Source organism: Pseudomonas sp. YuFO20, assembly GCF_035064975.1.
GTDB classification, from domain to species: Bacteria; Pseudomonadota; Gammaproteobacteria; order Pseudomonadales; family Pseudomonadaceae; genus Aquipseudomonas; species Aquipseudomonas putida_AE.
This window is the reverse complement of record NZ_JAXDEO010000044.1, coordinates 45,349-58,243: the sequence shown is the minus strand read 5'-3', so window position 1 is coordinate 58,243 and position 12,895 is coordinate 45,349. Positions and strand designations below refer to the sequence as shown.

Sequence of the window (12,895 nt, the reverse complement as noted above, 5' to 3'; positions counted from 1 at the left end):
GGCGATCTTTCGGGCGCCTTCGCCGGCAAGCCGGGCTCCTACAGACGAAGGCGATCTTTCGGGCGCCTTCGCCGGCAAGCCGGGCTCCTACAGACGAAGGCGATCTTTCGGGCGCCTTCGCCGGCAAGCCGGGCTCCTACAGACGAAGGCGATCTTTCGGACGCCTTCGCCGGCAAGCCGGGCTCCTACAGACGAAGGCGATCTTTCGGGCGCCTTCGCCGGCAAGCCGGGCTCCTACAGAAGCAGGTATCAGTACCCCGAACCCGGAATCCAGCTGGTCCCCGCCAGCGGCACCCGTGCCATGGCCGCCGATTCCACCGTCAACGCCACCAGGTCCTCCGGATCCAGGTTGTGCAAATGCGACTTGCCGCACGCCCGGGCCATGGTCTGTGCCTCCAGCACCAACACCCGCAAATAATTGGCCAGTCGGCGACCGCCTTCCACCGGGTCCAGGCGCTTGGACAGCTCCGGGTCCTGGGTGGTGATCCCGGCCGGGTCGCGGCCGTTCTGCCAGTCGTCATAAAAACCGGCGGCTGAACCAATCTTGTGCAGTTCTTCATCCAGGCGCGGGTGGTTGTCGCCCAGCGCAATCAGTGCCGCCGTGCCAATCGCCACCGCGTCCGCGCCCAGCGCCATGGCTTTGGCCACGTCGGCTCCGTTGCGAATCCCCCCCGAAACGATCAGCTGGACCTTGCGGTGCATGCCCATCTCTTGCAAAGCCTGTACCGCTTGCGGGATGGCCGGCAAAATCGGGATGCCCACGTGTTCGATAAACACTTCCTGGGTCGCCGCCGTGCCCCCTTGCATGCCATCGAGCACAATCACGTCGGCCCCGGCCTTCACCGCCAGCTTGACGTCGTAGTACGGCCGGCTCGCGCCGATCTTCACGTAGATCGGTTTTTCCCAATCAGTGATTTCGCGCAGCTCGGCGATCTTGATCGCCAGGTCATCCGGGCCGGTCCAGTCCGGGTGACGGCAGGCGCTGCGCTGGTCGACACCGATCGGCAAGGTGCGCATGCCGGCCACCCGCTCGGTGACTTTCATGCCCAGCAACATGCCGCCGCCACCGGGTTTGGCGCCCTGCCCCAGGACGATTTCGATGGCGTCGGCCTTGCGCAGGTCATCCGGGTTCATGCCGTAGCGCGACGGCAGGTACTGATAGACCAGGTGCTGCGACTGCCCGCGCTCTTCCGGGGTCATGCCGCCGTCACCGGTGGTGGTGCTGGTACCGGCGATGGTCGCGCCGCGGCCCAGGGCTTCCTTGGCATTGGCCGATAACGCACCGAAACTCATGCCGGCGATGGTCACCGGGATCTTCAGGTGGATCGGCTTCTTGGCGAAGCGGTTGCCGAGGATCACATCGGTGCCGCACTTTTCCCGATAGCCTTCCAGCGGATAGCGCGACACGCTGGCGCCGAGCAACAGCAAATCATCGAAGTGCGGGACCTTGCGCTTGGTGCCGCCGCCGCGAATGTCATAGATGCCGGTCTCGGCGGCGCGCTGGATTTCCTGGATGGTCAGGCGGTCGAAGGTCGCGGACTCGCGCAGCACCGGAGTATTTTTCTCGCTCATATCTATTCTCCTCGCGTGGATCAGTACGCGGACGCGTTATCGACTTTGAAGTTGTACAACTGACGGGCCGAGCCATAGCGCTTGAAGTCAGCCGCCTTGTGCTCAAAACCGGCGCGGTTGAGCAGCACCTGCAGTTCCTCCAGGTGCTCGGCGCGCATCTCTTTCTCGATGCAATCGGAGCCCAGGGACGCGACGCTGCCCTTCACGTAGATGTGCGTTTCGTACAGCGAATCGCCCAGCGCATCACCGGCATCGCCGCACACCACCAGGCGCCCGGCCTGGCCCATGAAGCAACTCATGTGACCAATGCTGCCGCCGACCACGATGTCGATGCCCTTCATGGAAATCCCGCAACGGGCCCCGGCATCGCCTTCGATCACCAGCAAACCGCCATGGGCGGTGGCGCCAGCGGCCTGGGACGCACTGCCCTTGATGCGCACGCAGCCGGACATCATGTTTTCCGCGACACCGACGCCGGCGTTGCCGTGAACGGTGATACTCGCTTTCTGGTTCATGCCGGCGCAGTAGTAACCGGCATGCCCCTGGATATCGATGGACACGGCCTGGTTCACGCCAACGGCGAGGTTGTGCTTGCCGTTGGAGTGGGTCACCACCCATTCGCGGTCTTCTACGTTGTGCACCTGGTCATGCAGCGCCTGGTTGAGGTCGCGCACGCTGGCGATGGAAAGATCGATGGTTTTCATGTGTGCGCTCCTTAAGCTGACTCGCGTTCCCAGATGTACAAGGTGGCCGGTGCCGGCTCCCAGATCCTGGCGTTTTCAATGCCCGGCAGGCTCGACAGCGCCTGATACTCCGAGGCCATGGCCACGTAGTCGTCAGTCTCGGCGAGGATCGCCGGCTTGCAGGCGATCGGGTCGCGGATCACCGCAAAGCCGTTGCGGGTGCCGATGGCGAAGGTGAAGAAACCGTCGAGATCCTCCAGTGCATGGTCCAGCGCCTCTTTCAACGAGTCGCCTTGCTGCAGGCGCCAGGTCAGGTAACCGGCGGCCACTTCGGTGTCGTTGTCGGTTTCGAACTTGATGCCCTCACGCTTGAGTTCCTGGCGCAGGCGGAAGTGGTTGGACAGCGAGCCGTTGTGCACCAGGCACAGGTCGGCGCCGGTGGAAAACGGGTGGCTGCCTTCCATGGTCACCGCGCTTTCGGTGGCCATGCGGGTATGGCCGATGATATGGCTGCCCTGCATGCCGGCCAGGCCGAAGCGTTGGGAAATCTCCTGGGGCAAGCCCATGCCCTTGAGGATTTCGATGCTCTGCCCGGCGCTCATGATGCGCACGCCCGGCGCCAGTTCGGCGAGGGCCAGGCGTACCGGCGCCTCCTCGGCGTTGATCTTCAAGACGGCGGCGCTGGCGTTCTGAAACCAGTCCAGCGAGCAACCAAGACGGCCTTCCAGTTCACCCATCAGGGCGCTCCAGTCGAAGCTTTCGGTGGTGGCCTGCAGGGTCAGCTTGACCCAGCCATCGGCCACTTCATCGCCATAGATGGCGAAGCCGGCACTGTCCGGGCCACGATCGGTCATGGCCTGCAACATCGGTTCGAAAAGCTGGCCCAGCCGGGATTCCAGCTGCGGGTTTTTCAGGTAAAGACCTACGATTCCGCACATTAGAACAGTCCTCACTTCGTTCGGGAGCTGCAAGCTTTGAGCTGCAAGCAATCCGCATAGATAGAAATATTCGTGACACGCCGCCAACCCGCTGTTACTTGCGGCTCGACGCTTGCAACTCGTAGCTGCCGCCCAGCAACCTCAGAAAAACTCCGTATAGCGCGCGATTTCCCAGTCACTCACATGGCGGCTGTACTCCACCCACTCCATGCGCTTGAGCTTGATGAACTCGCCGACGATCTGCGGGCCCAGCACTTCGGCGAACAACGGGTCGGCCTCCAGCGCATCGCAGGCTTCCTTGAGCGACTGCGGCAGGGTCTTGATGCCGCGGGCGGCGATCTGCTCCAGGCTCAGGCTGTAGAGGTTTTCGTTGCAGACGTGATCGATTTCCAGCTGGCGGTCGATGCCGTCCAGGCCCGCGGCGATGATCGCGGCGCTGACCAGATAGGGATTGCAACCGGCGTCCGGCAGGCGAAATTCCAGGCGGCCATAAGGCACCCGGACCATTGCCGAGCGGTTGTTGGCACCAAAGGCGATGAACGCCGGTGCCCAGGTCGCACCGGACAACGAATTGCCCACCACCAGGCGTTTGTAGGAGTTCACCGTGGGGGCGGCGAAGGCACACAGCGCCGGCCCATGAGCCAGCAAGCCGGCAGCGAAGTGATAGGCCATTTTCGACAGGCCCATGCCGCTCGGGTCGCTGGCGTCATGGAACAGGTTCTTGTTCTCGGCGCTGCTGATCGACAGGTGAAAGTGCATGCCGTTGCCGGCGCGTTTCGGGTCGGGCTTGGGCATGAACGAACAGATCATGCCCAAGTCATTGGCGATCTCGCCGGCGGCCATGCGAAAGAAGGTGAAGCGATCCGCCGAGGTCATGGCGTCGCTGTAGGTGTAGTTGATCTCGAACTGGCCGTTGGCGTCTTCGTGATCGATTTGATAGACCTCGAAATCCACCGCCTGCAAGGCTTCGGTCAGGCGCTCGAGGAACACCCGGGAGCGCGACAGGCCTTTGTAGTCGTAGCAAGGCTTGTCCAGGTTGTCGCTGAGGTCGACCAGTTGCAGCTTGCCTTGCTCGTCGCGACGCATCAGGTTGAACTCCGGCTCCAGGCCGGTATTGAGGGTCCATCCCTTGTCCTCCAGACGGCGGATCTGCTGCTGCAACACGTAACGGCTGTCATAGGGATGGGGTTTGCCATCGACGTGACCGACGCACACCACCCGGCCATACCCCGGCTGCCAGGGCACCGGTGTCAGCGTGGACAGGTCGCCGCGGGCCATGAAGTCTGGACCGTGGGGCTCCATGCCCATGCCACTGATCGCGAACCCGGCAAAACCGGCGCCCTCTTCGGCCACCGTCTTGAGCCCACAGATCGGCACCGATTTGGTCTTGGCCGCGCCATGGATATCGACAAACTGCGCAAGCACGTACTTGATCCCGTGCTTGTCGATAATGCGCTGTGTTTCTGCTGGCAACATTGCTCGTCACTCCTCGCGAAAGGCAAATCAGTTGTGGGTTGGCCCTGACTTTCTCTTTATTCCTGAAAAGAAAGTTTGTTTCCCAATAGGAATGCAAGGCCCTTGCCAGCTTCGCGAGTGACTCGTGAAAAGCGTTATCTGTGCTGTTTATATGGGAAAAATCTTTTCCCCATGGGAATATTGATCGGTATATGCGCGCCCGGACGCCGCGATTTGCACTTTCCCAGTGCGAAACTAATATTACTGAACGGAAAGTGTGCAGGATCTGATGACTATGCCGACCGAAACCGCCCCGCGCCTCAAACTTGAGCAATACCTGGGTTTGCAGATCAAGCGTCAGCGCCAGGCCCAGGACCTGAAACTGGCCGATGTGGCCAAGATTGCCGATATCAGCCAGGGCATGTTGAGCAAGATCGAAAACGCCCAGGTCTCCACCAGCCTCGACACCCTCAGCCGTCTGTGTGACGTGCTGGGCCTGCCGCTGTCGAAACTGTTCAGCGAGTACGACCAGCAGGATGGCAGCGCGTTATTGGTCAAGGCTGATCAGGGGATGGAGGTGGTTCGTCGCGGGACCGAGAAAGGTCATACCTACCATTTGCTCAATCACACCCGTGGCCCGAAGAAGAGTTTCGAGGCCTACATGGTGAGCATGGATGACGCCAGTGAAGAGTTTCCGACCTTCTCCCACCCGGGGACGGAGTTTTTGCATTTGCTGGAAGGTGAGTTGATTTATCGCCATGGCAATCAGCTGTATCGCATGGAGGCCGGGGACAGCCTGACCTTCGAAGGGGAAATTCCCCATGGGCCGGAGGAATTGGTGCAGGTGCCGATCCGGTTGTTGTCGATCATGAACTACGGTAGCGACAAAGAATGATTTCGAAGGGCTCTTTGTCTTTCCCCGTAGGTGCTGGGCCAGCGAAGTCAGCATAACGGCCACCCTCGCATCGCCAGCAAGCCGGCTCCTACAGATTTGTGTACTGCCCCACAATCCGCAGGCACCCGAAAACCTGTAGGAGCTGGCTTGCCAGCGAAGGCAGCATCATGGCCGCCCTCGCATCGCCAGCAAGCCGGGCCCAAAGAGGCGCGTCATGCCACAAACCCAACATACCCCGCAGATCCTGTAGGAGCTGGCTTGCCAGCGAAGGCAGCATAACGGCCACCCTCGCATCGCCAGCAAGCCGGCTCCTACGGAGAAATGTCCATTTGCATTTAAAAATCCCGCCCGGATATTCCGGACGGGATTTTTTCAATCACACAACCTCACCCCATTCACGCGATCGGAATCAACGGATCCGCTGCCGCCCACGCGCTTTCACGGTTGGCCGCCGGTGGGTAGATCCACACGGTGTTGATCTGGGTCTTCAGCGACTTGCCTTCCTGCCGGGTCAGCTTGACCTGGCGGTCCCAACCTTCGGTGTACACCGCTCCCCAGGCCCCCAGGTCCAGGCAGGTCACGTATTTCGGCTGGCTGTACGGTGTCGGGTCCACGCCGAGGATCTGTGCGGCAACGTTGTTGCCGGCATGACGGCCCAGCACGATGGCGTGCTGGCAGGTCATCAGTGCATGGTTGCCGATGTCATCGCTGGCCGCGTAAGCCACGTCGCCGGTGGCGAAGATGTCGGGCTGGCCGATGACTTGCAGGTGAGCGTCGACGTGCAGTCGGCCCAGATGGTCGCGTTCGGCGGGGATCTGCTCGGTCAGCGAGCTGGCACGCACGCCGGTGGTCCAGATCACGGTCCTGGCGTCGATGCGCTGGCCGTCGGACAGGGTCACGCCGTTTTCATCGACGGCGACCACTGAGGCGTTGAGCTGCCATTTCACCCCGGTTTCCTCACTGGCTTCGGCAATCTTCTCGGCGATTTGCGCGCCCATGGAGCCGCCGACCTTATTCCCACGATCGACGATGATCACGTTGATGTCCGCCCCCTCCCCCAGGATAGCGCGCAAACGGGTGGGCATTTCAGTCGCCGTTTCGATGCCGGTGAAGCCACCGCCGGCGACCACGACCGTGTTGCGAGACTGGCTCTGCGGCTGGTTGACCAGGGACTTGAGGTGGGCTTCCAGGCGCATGGCCTGTTCGATCTGGTCGACGTCGAATGCATGTTCGGCCACACCCGGGGTGTCCGGCAGGGCGAGCCGGCTGCCGGTGGCCAGAACGAGTTTGTCGTAGATGCAGACTTGTTTTTCGCCCTGGGCATCCACGTAACCCACACGTTTTTGCTCGACGTAGATAGTCTCGGCGGCGCCCTTGATGAACCGCACGCCGATCTCATCGAACAGTTCGCCGATCGGCGCGGCCAGTTGGTGGGCGTTCGGCTCGTAGAAGCGTGGACGCACACGCAGTTCGGCTTGAGGCGCCAGCACCGTCACCTCAACGTCATTGTGGCCGTGGATATCGAACAGGCGAGTAGCGCTCAAAGCGGTCCACATGCCACCAAAACCTGCGCCAATTACCAGGATGCGTTGTTTCATTTTTAACTCCAGGGGAAAAACAGGCAATGAAATGGGCTCAGGGGGTTGGCACTCGCATTCGCTTGGATGCCGCTTTCGCTCCCGACCTGATAACTACGACTTTATTGATCGCAGTTAAATCGAGCAAGATGTTTTTCTCAATGGTTCGAATCGATCCCATCGATACAGCGGCAAAACCGCGTTGAATCCGCAGCCTGGAAAGCGTTTGCAGCGCCTGGAGAAAAATCGCGATCGTTGCCCGGCCAAGGGTCAGCTGCTAATATTTACGACTACATTAGTCGGAGATCGATATGTCTCTTTACAGCGCGGGTGTCGAGTACGGCATTCACTGCCTGATTTTCCTGGTGGGCAATGGTGGTGAGACCCGCGAGGCGAGCGTGCGGGACCTTGCAGAGTTGCAAGGCGTGCCGCTGGACTATCTGGCAAAAATCTTCACCAAACTGGCCAAGGCAAAACTGGTAGTCGCCACCGAAGGCGTGCGTGGCGGCTTCAAGCTGGCGCGGCCCGCCGATGAGATCAGCCTGCTGGACATCGTCAATGCCATCGACGGGGCCAAGGCCATTTTCGAATGTCGGGAAATCCGCGGTCGTTGTGCGTTATTTGCAGGCGAGGTGCCCAAATGGGCAGTGGACGGCCATTGCTCGGTGCACGGCGCCATGTTGACTGCGCAGAAGCGCATGGAAGAAGCCCTCGCCCAGCAGACCATCCTGGACATCGCCAGGAGGGTCGGGCGAAAAGCACCGGCGCAGTTCAATGCGCAGGTCGAGAGCTGGATGAATGATCGGCGGGAAAAGAAAGGCACCGCGAGTGCCCAGGGCAATGTCGATCAGCTTATCCAGGTCACCGAGATCGACGGCTGAACCCTACAGGCAGTCCCGCACCGCCTGGCGCATGACCCCTGACTTTGCCCACGGCGGCCCCTGGTAAAGCGAAACCCGACTGCCGTCCTTGTACTTGACGATATCCAGCACTTCATCGGCGGTTATGATGCTAGGCGCGGTGATCCGGTAGCCGTTGGAAATCGATGTCTGTGTCGTCTTGGCGATCTCTTTTTGCCATGCCGGCAATACACACGCTGCTACTTCCTTGGGTAATTTGTCGCTCGGCTTATTGTAGTTCGGCTCCCCTGGCACCAGGGACGCGGGCAACGAACACCCCGCCAGCAACGCCATTACCACTCCCCCCATCAACACTCGACTCATGAAGCATCCTTAAACCTGAAAAAATAAAATGTAGCCTGTTGCCGCGCTGACAGCCATTTTGTTGCATCGAGCCTCAGTGACCGACGCTTTGATCGCCGGTGTCCGGGTAGGTTCGCTCGTTGAGATAAGTCGTCCATCGTTCGAAGGCTTCGTGTTGCCATAAACTGACCCGCTCCCATTCCGCCCCGCTGAACTGGTGCTCGGAAATCAGCTTCATCATTTCGCTGGTGGCCGCATCCAGATCGGCCTTCAGTTCCTGGGCATGCGCCCGGAAGTCATCGGTTGTCGTCATTTTGAATGGACCCTGCCCTGGTAAAATGTCGGCACTTCAATACGACAGCAAACGACAGCGAATCTTGCGAAGGGCGCAAAATTCCCGACCAAAGGTAGCCCTTTGGCATCAGAAGAACACTACGCCCCGCCGCGGGAATGGGTCTAAAATTTCGTAGCACGAAGTTACGGGAGATCAGTCATGTGGCTTAACGAACATGAACAAACGCTTCGGCGTGATCTGCAAGGGCTGGCATCGGACCTGCGCTGGTCGGCGGTTGAGCTGTTGCGCATCGCCGAACGATTGCGCCTGTCAGGCAACGAGGTCGACGCCGAAGCCGTGAAGCGCCTGTGCGATTTGTTCCAGGGCGATGAACAACGGCTGTCGGGTTATGCCGAGGAAGTGAAGGCCAAGATCATCAGTCGACACAAGGCCTAATAGCGGGGGGCACGGGGTGAAAAGGGCACTCTGCATCCTCGCTACCCTGATCACGGTGCTGGCGGGCTGCAGCACCGATTCAGAAAACCCGCTTACAATTTCGCGGTGACACGCTCAGCCACCTCTTCCGGCACCCAGCCCTTCCACACCTGCGGCTGATCCCGCAGGAAGGCTTCTGCCACCTGACGCGGTTGCAGGCGCTTTTCGCTCATTTGGCCGAGGGTATGGTTGAGCAGGTCGATCGGCAGGTCGACCTTTTCGAAGAACGCCACCAGGTCCGGGTACTGCGCCTTGAAAGGCGCGGACACGCCGATCGCCAGGCTCGCCGGCATTGACCGGGTGCCCTTTGGATGCGGGTTGTTGGCGTCGGCCAAGGTCTTCCAGGCTTCGGCGTCGAACGCCGGCTCGTCGAGTTTCACCAGTTTGAAACGCCCCAGCAGCGGCGTCGGCGACCAGTAGTAGAACAGCACCGGTTTGCCGCGACGGATCGACGACGCCACCTCGGCATCCAGTGCCGCACCCGATCCGGTGCGGAAGTTGACGAAGCTGTCGGTCAGGCCATAGGCCTTGAGTTTCTGGCTGTTGACGATCTCAGAGGTCCAGCCGGTCGGGCTGTTGAGGAAGCGTCCACGGCCCGGGTCTTCCGGGTCGCGGAACACGTCCTTGTAGCGGGTCAGGTCGGCGACGGATTTCAGTTCCGGGGCCAGGGGCTTGATGCCTCGTTCTGGGTCGCCCTTGATCACGTATTCCGGCACCCACCAGCCTTCGGTGGCGCCTTTGACCGTGTCGCCCAGACCGAACACTTTGCCCTCTGCAGCGGCTTTGACCCACGCCGGACTGCGCCCGGCCCATTCTTCGCCGATCACCTGGATATCGTTTTTGGCCAGTGCCGCTTCGAGGCTGACGGTGCTGCCCGGCAAGGTATCGGTCGGGTAGCCGTAACCTTTCTCGACGATCAAGCGCAGGATCTCGGTGATCAGGCTGCCGCTTTCCCAGGTGATGTCGCCGAAGTGGATCGGCGTGGCTTTTTCTGTAGCCGGAACCTGGGTTGCCACCAGGCTCAGGGCCAGCAGCGAACTGCCGAGCAAGGTTTTGAGCGATTTCATGCAGACCTCCAGTTCAGGGAATTCAAGGGTTGGTTGGCGCAGTGCCGGGCACACAGGGCTTGGGAGCGCGTCATGTAATCGCTGACCGAGCGTTGGGAAATGCCCAATCGGGCGGCAATCTGCGGGTAGGACAGGCCGTCGACTCGCGACAACAGGAAGGTCGCCCGAACCTTGCCCGGCAAGCGTTCAAGGGTACGGTCGAGGCCATGTAATGTTTGGGTCAGTTGCGCCTGTTCTTCAGGCGAGATCGCTTGCTGTTGATCAACCTGTTGCAACTGTTCGAGGTGCTGGCGTTCCAGGTCGCGACGGCGCCACAGCTGATAGAGCAAGCGCTGGGCAATGGTGGTGAGCAAGGCGCGGGGCTCGCGGATCGGGGTCAGTGCTGGCGATTCGAGCAACTGCAGGAAGGTCTCGGCCGCAATGTCTTCGACGCTGGAACTGGCGCCCAGGTGCCGGCGCAACCGAGCGCACAGCCAAGGGTGATGGTCGCGGAACAATGCGCCCACGTCGTTGCGATGGGAAAGGTCGGTGCCGGACATAGAGGCTCCAAGGTTAGGGGTCGCAGAATGTCCGGTGATCCGGTGGCGCGATCCTAGCAAGGAGCCTTATTCATTAATAATACTAAAAAAGAATTTTTATATTCCTTTTTAAGATCAAAAGATCGCAGCCTCGCTTCGCGAGACAACTCCTACAGGTGAAGATCCTGCCTACCTTAATCGTCCGTACCCCAAATCCTCGGCCTCTCGCTGATAGTCGAGAACGATTTGATAGTCGCTTTCGCTGGCCGGCAATACCTCTTGCAGACCGAGGATTTCGCGGACTTCGGGCAATTGCTGCAGCGTCATGTTCATCACCTGCTGCAGCTCCGCGACCTGTGCATCGGTGGCGCTCGCGGCCGTGATGAACGGCAAGGTCGGGCTGAATGCACTGCGACCGACTATTCGCAAGCCAGCCACTTCGTCTTCGGCGTGTCGCGCCAGATAGGCAAAGGTCACGCTGTCGATGGCCGCCAGGTCCGCTTTGTCTTCACGCAGCCAGCGCAGGCTTTCCCGGTGGCTGCCGCTGACTCCGACACGGGCAAAAAACTGCCCCTCTCGTTGCAGCGCAGCCAGGCGGTGACGCAGCAGGTTCATGCCGCTGTTGGAATCTTCGCCGTTGATCACGCCACGGCTGCCGCGAAATGCGGGCAAGCTGCGCCGTGGATCATCGGCGCGACTGAGCAACAGGCTGCAATGATTGCCGCCGCTGGCGTCCGGCAGTTCGTAACGAGGACGACCGATGACCCGCACTCGCCCACGCAACACGGTCATCAGCGGGTAGCCGCAGGTTTGCGTCAGCAGCAAGTGCGGCGACAGCCAGAGGTCCAGTAGCGAAAGGCCCTCGGCATCGCGGCGCGTGGCGCCCAGTTGCTGGAGGATGAGTGCCAGCCAGCGCTCGTTGGCTTGGCGGACCGGTTCGGGGGCGACGTACATCAGTAATTCAGCCAGGTGTTGTGTCATCGAAATATTCCAATACAACGACATTCAAATGTGGGAGCGAGCTTGCTCGCGATAGCGGCGTGGCAGGCACATCAATGTTGGATGTCATGGCCTCTTCGCGAGCAAGCTCGCTCCCACAGGGAATTCATTCGCAATCAGTGAAAAGGGTGCCGCGGGCTGTCGATGGCCTTCACCCCGTGCCGGCGCCATAACTGGCCATAACCCTGCACCAGAAACCCGCCGCTGCGCGCCAGCCATTGCTCGCGACGCGCCTGATAAGCGCGGGGCAAGTCGTACCAGGGCAGCCCCGGCAAATCGTGGTGCACCAGGTGCAGGTTGAGGTTCAGGAACAGCCAGCGCCACGGCCAGGCGGCTTCATTGAGGACCGTCCTGTGCTCGGGCGCGGCATGGGGCCGGTGTTCGTAGTAGGAGCGAATCATGGCAATCGACAGCGCCGGCACGCTGACCAGCAACAGGTAATGCCACACCGGCAGCACGCTGTAGCGGGCGATGAACAGCAACATCAACAGGGTCAACGTGCCGTGGCTCAACCACATCAACCAGGCCTGTCGCTCACCCGCCTTCAAACGCTGCAGTTCTTCCCTTGCCAGCGCCAGCAAAGCCAGCGGAGCGCCCAGGAGGAAACGCCCCAGCACGGTTTTGTTCAGCCAGTGCAGGCCTTGTTCGAACACTGAACTGCCCTGCCACTGCCCGGCGCTCAGGTAGCGGCTTTCCGGATCACGGCCCGGCAGGGTCAGGTCTTCATCGCGGTGATGCAACAGATGGCTGTCGCGATACAGGGTGTAGGGATACCACACGGCGAACGGCGCGTAGCCGAGGATCTTGTTCAGCCATACCCAGCGGGTGGGATGACCGTGCAGCAGTTCGTGCTGCAGCGACAACCAGAGCACCAGCAACGGGATCAACAACAACGTGCTGCACCACAGGCCCAACCAGTGACCGCCCAGCATGATGCCGAACCAGCCGGCGTACACGCCGATCAGCAGCAGCCAGGTCGGCCACTCGGTGCGAGCGGTCAGGCGTTGGCGCAAGGTGTCGATTTCTACACGGTGGGCGTTGTCGAAGTAATGGGGCATGGCGTTGCTCGGATCGGGGACCAGTCCCCTTCTGTGCAACGGCGCCGGGTTTTCTTGCAGATTATTTTTGTCGAATTCTACAGGGATCAATTGTGGGAGCTGTTCGCTCCCACATTGGTTGCGCAATCAAGACCCGGTTTCCATAGGACCTGGGCCTTGAGC

The 12,895-nt window shown here is 60.8% G+C and carries 14 protein-coding genes; 3 read left to right on the top strand and 11 right to left on the bottom strand.

Annotated elements, in window-relative coordinates; genetic code table 11:
* Window positions 1–249: 249 nt before the first annotated feature.
* The 4 genes from SOP85_RS22665 to glnT all read right to left on the bottom strand — a co-directional run bounded on the left by SOP85_RS22665 (window position 250) and on the right by glnT (window position 4,669).
* The gene (locus tag SOP85_RS22665) at window positions 250–1,572 is read right to left on the bottom strand and encodes an FMN-binding glutamate synthase family protein (protein ID WP_046817536.1); all 1,323 of its coding nucleotides are present in this window, start codon (window positions 1,570–1,572) and stop codon (window positions 250–252) included.
* 20 nt (window positions 1,573–1,592) lie between these two features.
* The gene (locus tag SOP85_RS22660; RefSeq protein WP_046817537.1) at window positions 1,593–2,276 is read right to left on the bottom strand and encodes a protein glxC; all 684 of its coding nucleotides are present in this window, start codon (window positions 2,274–2,276) and stop codon (window positions 1,593–1,595) included.
* A gap of 11 nt (window positions 2,277–2,287) precedes the next feature.
* Entirely contained in the window at window positions 2,288–3,193 is a 906-nt protein-coding gene (locus SOP85_RS22655) for a class II glutamine amidotransferase (protein ID WP_323628300.1), read from the bottom strand.
* Window positions 3,194–3,334: 141 nt separating this feature from the next.
* Complete coding sequence (gene glnT, locus SOP85_RS22650; protein WP_274077848.1) at window positions 3,335–4,669, bottom strand: type III glutamate--ammonia ligase; 1,335 nt, start codon at window positions 4,667–4,669, stop codon at window positions 3,335–3,337.
* A gap of 268 nt (window positions 4,670–4,937) precedes the next feature.
* Between glnT and SOP85_RS22645 the strand changes: the two genes are divergently transcribed.
* Window positions 4,938–5,543, top strand: coding sequence for a helix-turn-helix domain-containing protein (locus tag SOP85_RS22645; protein WP_032831756.1), 606 nt, complete (start codon window positions 4,938–4,940; stop codon window positions 5,541–5,543).
* A gap of 395 nt (window positions 5,544–5,938) precedes the next feature.
* Here SOP85_RS22645 and SOP85_RS22640 read toward each other — a convergent pair whose 3' ends face one another.
* Window positions 5,939–7,141 carry an NAD(P)/FAD-dependent oxidoreductase gene (locus SOP85_RS22640; protein WP_323628299.1) on the bottom strand — a complete coding sequence of 401 codons (1,203 nt, stop codon included), beginning with the start codon at window positions 7,139–7,141 and terminating at the stop codon, window positions 5,939–5,941.
* A 290-nt stretch (window positions 7,142–7,431) separates the two neighbouring features.
* On the opposite strand from SOP85_RS22640, the gene SOP85_RS22635 reads away from it, so the two are divergent.
* Window positions 7,432–8,001 carry an RrF2 family transcriptional regulator gene (locus SOP85_RS22635; RefSeq protein WP_323628298.1) on the top strand — a complete coding sequence of 190 codons (570 nt, stop codon included), beginning with the start codon at window positions 7,432–7,434 and terminating at the stop codon, window positions 7,999–8,001.
* Between the two features lie 3 nt (window positions 8,002–8,004).
* On the opposite strand, the gene SOP85_RS22630 is transcribed toward SOP85_RS22635, so the two are convergent.
* Window positions 8,005–8,343 carry a hypothetical protein gene (locus tag SOP85_RS22630; RefSeq protein ID WP_274077399.1) on the bottom strand — a complete coding sequence of 113 codons (339 nt, stop codon included), beginning with the start codon at window positions 8,341–8,343 and terminating at the stop codon, window positions 8,005–8,007.
* 73 nt (window positions 8,344–8,416) lie between these two features.
* Entirely contained in the window at window positions 8,417–8,635 is a 219-nt protein-coding gene (locus SOP85_RS22625; RefSeq protein ID WP_274077400.1) for a hypothetical protein, read from the bottom strand.
* A 180-nt stretch (window positions 8,636–8,815) separates the two neighbouring features.
* Here SOP85_RS22625 and SOP85_RS22620 point away from each other — a divergent pair, with 180 nt between their 5' ends.
* On the top strand, window positions 8,816–9,052 hold the full coding sequence (locus SOP85_RS22620; protein WP_274077401.1) for a hypothetical protein: 237 nt from the start codon (window positions 8,816–8,818) through the stop codon (window positions 9,050–9,052).
* Window positions 9,053–9,144: 92 nt separating this feature from the next.
* Here SOP85_RS22620 and SOP85_RS22615 read toward each other — a convergent pair whose 3' ends face one another.
* From SOP85_RS22615 to SOP85_RS22600, 4 genes are all read right to left on the bottom strand, one after another.
* Window positions 9,145–10,158: an ABC transporter substrate-binding protein gene (locus SOP85_RS22615; protein ID WP_323628297.1), complete on the bottom strand. Its 1,014-nt coding sequence runs from the start codon at window positions 10,156–10,158 to the stop codon at window positions 9,145–9,147.
* A complete protein-coding gene (locus SOP85_RS22610) occupies window positions 10,155–10,697 on the bottom strand; it encodes a sigma-70 family RNA polymerase sigma factor (protein WP_323628296.1) in 543 nt (180 codons plus the stop codon). Before SOP85_RS22610 ends, SOP85_RS22615 begins: the two co-directional genes overlap by 4 nt.
* A gap of 168 nt (window positions 10,698–10,865) precedes the next feature.
* On the bottom strand, window positions 10,866–11,657 hold the full coding sequence (locus SOP85_RS22605) for a phosphate/phosphite/phosphonate ABC transporter substrate-binding protein (RefSeq protein WP_323628294.1): 792 nt from the start codon (window positions 11,655–11,657) through the stop codon (window positions 10,866–10,868).
* A 134-nt stretch (window positions 11,658–11,791) separates the two neighbouring features.
* Window positions 11,792–12,733: a fatty acid desaturase gene (locus SOP85_RS22600; RefSeq protein WP_323628292.1), complete on the bottom strand. Its 942-nt coding sequence runs from the start codon at window positions 12,731–12,733 to the stop codon at window positions 11,792–11,794.
* Window positions 12,734–12,895: the final 162 nt, after the last annotated feature.

Coding starts and splice junctions, on each gene's coding strand:
- SOP85_RS22610 (WP_323628296.1), bottom strand. CDS start 10,697: ATGTCCGGCACCGACCTTTCCCATCGCAACGACGTGGGCGCATTGTTC.
- SOP85_RS22630 (WP_274077399.1), bottom strand. CDS start 8,343: ATGAGTCGAGTGTTGATGGGGGGAGTGGTAATGGCGTTGCTGGCGGGG.
- SOP85_RS22600 (WP_323628292.1), bottom strand. CDS start 12,733: ATGCCCCATTACTTCGACAACGCCCACCGTGTAGAAATCGACACCTTG.
- SOP85_RS22620 (WP_274077401.1), top strand. CDS start 8,816: ATGTGGCTTAACGAACATGAACAAACGCTTCGGCGTGATCTGCAAGGG.
- SOP85_RS22645 (WP_032831756.1), top strand. CDS start 4,938: ATGACTATGCCGACCGAAACCGCCCCGCGCCTCAAACTTGAGCAATAC.
- SOP85_RS22605 (WP_323628294.1), bottom strand. CDS start 11,657: ATGACACAACACCTGGCTGAATTACTGATGTACGTCGCCCCCGAACCG.
- SOP85_RS22625 (WP_274077400.1), bottom strand. CDS start 8,635: ATGACGACAACCGATGACTTCCGGGCGCATGCCCAGGAACTGAAGGCC.
- SOP85_RS22655 (WP_323628300.1), bottom strand. CDS start 3,193: ATGTGCGGAATCGTAGGTCTTTACCTGAAAAACCCGCAGCTGGAATCC.
- SOP85_RS22635 (WP_323628298.1), top strand. CDS start 7,432: ATGTCTCTTTACAGCGCGGGTGTCGAGTACGGCATTCACTGCCTGATT.
- SOP85_RS22660 (WP_046817537.1), bottom strand. CDS start 2,276: ATGAAAACCATCGATCTTTCCATCGCCAGCGTGCGCGACCTCAACCAG.
- SOP85_RS22640 (WP_323628299.1), bottom strand. CDS start 7,141: ATGAAACAACGCATCCTGGTAATTGGCGCAGGTTTTGGTGGCATGTGG.
- glnT (WP_274077848.1), bottom strand. CDS start 4,669: ATGTTGCCAGCAGAAACACAGCGCATTATCGACAAGCACGGGATCAAG.
- SOP85_RS22615 (WP_323628297.1), bottom strand. CDS start 10,158: ATGAAATCGCTCAAAACCTTGCTCGGCAGTTCGCTGCTGGCCCTGAGC.
- SOP85_RS22665 (WP_046817536.1), bottom strand. CDS start 1,572: ATGAGCGAGAAAAATACTCCGGTGCTGCGCGAGTCCGCGACCTTCGAC.